Source organism: Klebsiella sp. S69, assembly GCF_016516145.1.
Classification (GTDB): Bacteria; Pseudomonadota; Gammaproteobacteria; order Enterobacterales; family Enterobacteriaceae; genus Klebsiella; species Klebsiella oxytoca.
In genome coordinates this window covers 1-4,233 of record NZ_JACVUU010000056.1, presented here as the reverse complement: position 1 = coordinate 4,233, position 4,233 = coordinate 1, and the positions used below count along the sequence as shown (strand labels likewise).

Sequence of the window (4,233 nt, the reverse complement as noted above, 5' to 3'; positions counted from 1 at the left end):
GCAGCAGGCGGACTTTGTGGCGCCAGAAACGGGTATAGCGGCGGCGGAGATGGGTGGCTATTTCTTTCGATAGCATCGGGCGTTTCAACGCCAGCGTCTTTGCTGATGTACTCTGTCCAGCCGCTGATGAACGCCTGGCTCGACTGATGATCCAAAGATGTATCGCCAGAAACACAAGAGATACGACACATACCAGCACAATCCAGAGAAGACCGCACACCAGCAGAATCGGATAGATAACCGACCATTTTGCAGCATGGTCACCTATGAAAAACCAGTACGCCAGTCCCCCCAGTAAAATAAGGAACGTGATCGCCACGGCTGTAAGTACCACCGTGAACGCAGCAGAAATAGTTTCTTTCTGATTTTTATCTGTTTTCATGAGGTTTAACAATTCCAAGCGCCAGGGGGTGTAAAGGATCAGTGGCTATCCAGCCGCAGGGTTGCGACTGGCTTTGTGCAAAAATAGCAGCAAGTGATATCACGACAAGCGCCTCAAGTTTTCCCGTATTACCCCAAAAATTGTCCTGCAAATGATGAGTAACGTTCCAGCCGTTGCCTGCCAGTTCTGATTGTTGCGGGTGAGAAAAAAGAATGCAGGCGTCAGGAGCTGAGTCAAGTTCGCTTTGCTTCTGTGCTCGTTCACAAACATCCTTCAAACGTTCCGTTGCCGATGGGGAAAAATATTCCCCCCGTGAAAGCAATACAGACCCTTCAGTACCCACAAGCCACAGGGCAGCAGCTTCTCCGGCAGGCAGCAAATCCTCTGCCGAGGGGACTTCAGACTGGCACCCAGCCACCAGAATTTGCGTGCCATCGCCCTCTGAATCCAGAAAGGCTGCAATATCTGACAGTGAACGTTCTCCCTTCCACATAATCGGTAATTCAGGCAGCACAATGCCTGGAAAAGAGTCCTTTATCTGTGCAACAAACGCCTGCCATACGCTCTCCCTCCCCTGCCAGTAAAAGCGCTGCGGCGAGAGCAATTTTTTGCCTTCGCGCTGCCGTTTCCACTGTAGTACCAGCATACGAGCCAGTTGATTTTCACGTTCCGTCGCATCGGAAGAAAAAGAACGCGCCACACGCAGCGCTTTACCGTTTGCCTCCTGACGTTCTGCTGGCGCTTTTAGCTCACGCTTAAGCAAACGCAACCAGTCCATCATCTCCGCCCCGGCTGGGCCAATCAGCACCACATCCTCCAGGGAAAACTGCCGACGATGCTGATACCACCAGTGACTTTGTACCTGTGCCACCTCCGCTTTCCAGGTGGACGAGTGGTGAATTGAAAACCGGTAATACAGCAGAGAAAGAAGCCAGAAAAGCCCCATGACGGTTAACGTGAAAAGCATCGCGGCAAAAACGATCCCAGAGCTTGCATCTGTTCCCCGTAATAACGCACTCGCAGCGCCGACAGTCGGGACCAGTAATGCTCCGGCCCCCAGCCAGCGTTTTGCCGCAGGCGGTTTAGCTGTGCGATAATCAGGAAAATCAGGTAGCGGTCTCACTGTGCAATACCGCAGTCGGGAAAAGAACTCACCAGCGTACAGCCACAGGCGCAGCGGTGTCCGTGAAGAGCGACGGGCTGACCATCCACTTTTGACAGCGAACTGCCTTCAATAATCGTGGTCATACCATGCTTATTGCATTTTACCGGATCGCCTTTAGTGGCAATGCCTTTTCCAAAACACAGATAATGTCCGGCCAGAACTTTACCGCCATACTCCCGCAGGGTATCGCCTTCGCGTATTACCTGTTTCATATTTATTCCTTGTATTATTTACACAGGCATCCGTATATCAGAACGCCATTTCGTTATGGCCACAGTGAGGCTATCGCCGCTTTCGTACTGGCCAGTTTTTCCGCTTCCCGCGATTGTTGCTGCCAGGCGATTAATTCCGCTGGCTCGTTTGTCAGCGCAGGTTGAAGGGGAAGATCGGATAACATGGTAAGGGGAATATCCGCAGAGCTGTTTACCACGGTTATTTTTTGTTTTATTTCAGGCGGGGAGTTTTCACCCACAATGGCCCTTCTTTTCTCAGCTCGCTCGATAATAAAATCAACGCCAGGAACCATATCTTTAAATCTCCCCTCAATAAAGCGCCCGTATTTCACAAGAGGTGTAATATTTTTACTCATCAGCTCACCGAAATAGATCATCCGGTATAAAAAGTAACTTCCCCACGGTTCCCTGGCATCAAGCGTCGCCTGCATAAACCAGGCCCTGGAATCATGAACCTGATCGTCAAATAATGCTCTGACCAGCCCTCCGGGTTGTTGCTCGTTGCTACTTTCCCCCTGAGGAGGAAAAAGCATTGAATGTTTTTCATTGGCCTCTTTTTTTATCTTTATATATTCGCCACTTACATCATCATCGCTGAAGGTATAAACAAGGTTACTCAGTTTATCCATAAACTTATATCCCCAGTTTCCGGTTACGGCACGCTGTTTTAGCTGATAGTCCTCGCGAAATTCTTCCGCAGCCTGGCGCAGCTGCGTCTGCCCTAGCGCGGGATCAAAATCCTTCGGCCCCGGCGGATAGGGGATATAGGTATCTTTTTCAGCAGACTCCTGCATTTTACGCCGTGTTTTCTCTACTTCCCGCAGTTTTTTATCGCGCGCCTGTTCGGAAGCCTCTCTTATTTTGGGGTCGCTGTCTTTATCCATGCCGTTTGCGGCTGCATCAATATAAAACCGCTGTTTTGTATAGTTGCCACTCGCATAGCGACCGATACGCCAGGCGGTTATCCAGGTGATTTGATCTTCCAATGCGGTAATAACGTTGACTGATGCACGTACAGGTTCGTATCTGGCAGCATTCTCATCATTTATTTTTTCCGAAGATAAGGGAAGGTTTAATGTTAATTCACGCCAGGCGTTGAAACTATTTATCAATGTATCAGCAACCATAAATTCTGAAATTAAGTTACCTGGCATAACACGCCAATTATCTGAAGATATTGTTGAGGGAAGTGAATCTTCAGGAACTTTCAGAGGAGCACCAGCATCAAATGCTGTAGCATATAAATCATGCAAGGCAATCTGCGATAATAAATAGCCGTCGTCATCCGCCGTTGCTTTCCCCTGTTCACCGGGCATATAACCACCACCAATATCCGAATGCATACCGGGATACACCATCTCTCTGGCATAGGACGGATAGATTCCGTCATGGCGGCAAATCGAATCCAGAGGAAAACAGAGCCGCTGCTCGTGGGCAGAAACCAGATGCACGCAATTTTTAATCAGGCCGTTATCGGGCAGCTCCATTGCATTATCGGCCCAGCCCATATGTCCTTCCGCAAGAGGGGCGATATGCGCCACGCCAACAGAGGCCACCGTATCCAGCAGTCCCAGAAATTCGACGCTCAGCGGCACCTTCCAGTTAGCGCCTTCCAGCGTCAGACAGAGATCCGGCTTCGTTCCTTTTCTGAAAGAATTGGGCTGCAGTTCAACCAGCCAGTTGACAAAGCCCTTGCCGCCGCCGCTCCGCGTGAAAAACCGTATACATACAGCTTAATCCCCAGCAGTTTCGGTTTACCGGGTTCAGGCTGATTCAGCGCCAGCTTCAGGTCGGGTTCCAGATCTTTTAAAAGCCGCCGGAATACTATTGGACGTCGGTATTGACCTGAAGCCCCGAAATCTTCTGTACGAGAGGTCATGTCTTTCACCGCTTTCCAGCTTTCATTATCGGATAAAGCAGGTTTGCCCAGCGTGCGTCTTAAGGCATCGATAATGCGAATAAGCGCCCAGTTAATTCGTTCTTCGCCATAGGTGGCAAAGGCCATGCCGGGCGTGCTGTAATTCAGATCCGACACTTCCGGAAAGGGGGTGCCGACGCCAGGGATGTAGTACTTGTAATATTTATTCCCCGACGTCCCTTCCATATCCACCAGTTCCCCGGCATGTCCCTGGACGCCACCGGCGTAACCCTGGCCAATGGTTGCGCGAAAAAGACGGGCAATATTGGTGGGATGTTTAGGAACGTCGATATAAAGATCGTTGTTCAGATTATTACCGGTCCCGTCGAAAAACAGGCTGATATGCAGCGTCTTACAGCACGGCGGTTCCACCAGTCGACCCGCCGCCTGGCAAAGTTCATTGCGGTAAGCCAGTTCATGGCTGTCCTGCTGCTTACAGTTTTGTCCGACTAGCGCCGCTTGTGTGGGTAATCGTCCGTTACCTGGAAACTGCGGAGGATACCAGACTGCACCAGGCTTCATTGTGGACATACTT

The 4,233-nt window shown here is 50.3% G+C and carries 2 protein-coding genes and 2 pseudogenes; all 4 read right to left on the bottom strand.

Annotation, left to right across the window (positions count from 1 at the left end):
- A pseudogene (locus IAE27_RS29050) lies at positions 1-382 on the bottom strand (type VI secretion protein VasK); the annotation flags it as partial.
- Entirely contained in the window at positions 369-1,505 is a 1,137-nt protein-coding gene (locus IAE27_RS29045; protein ID WP_261982982.1) for a hypothetical protein, read from the bottom strand. The gene IAE27_RS29045 and the pseudogene IAE27_RS29050, both read right to left, overlap by 14 nt.
- Positions 1,502-1,759, bottom strand: a complete 258-nt coding sequence (locus IAE27_RS29040) for a PAAR domain-containing protein (RefSeq protein ID WP_004101503.1) — start codon at positions 1,757-1,759, stop codon at positions 1,502-1,504. The genes IAE27_RS29045 and IAE27_RS29040 overlap by 4 nt, the downstream gene beginning before the upstream one ends.
- 53 nt (positions 1,760-1,812) lie before the next feature.
- Positions 1,813-4,229, bottom strand: a pseudogene (locus IAE27_RS29035) (T6SS phospholipase effector Tle1-like catalytic domain-containing protein).
- Positions 4,230-4,233: the final 4 nt, after the last annotated feature.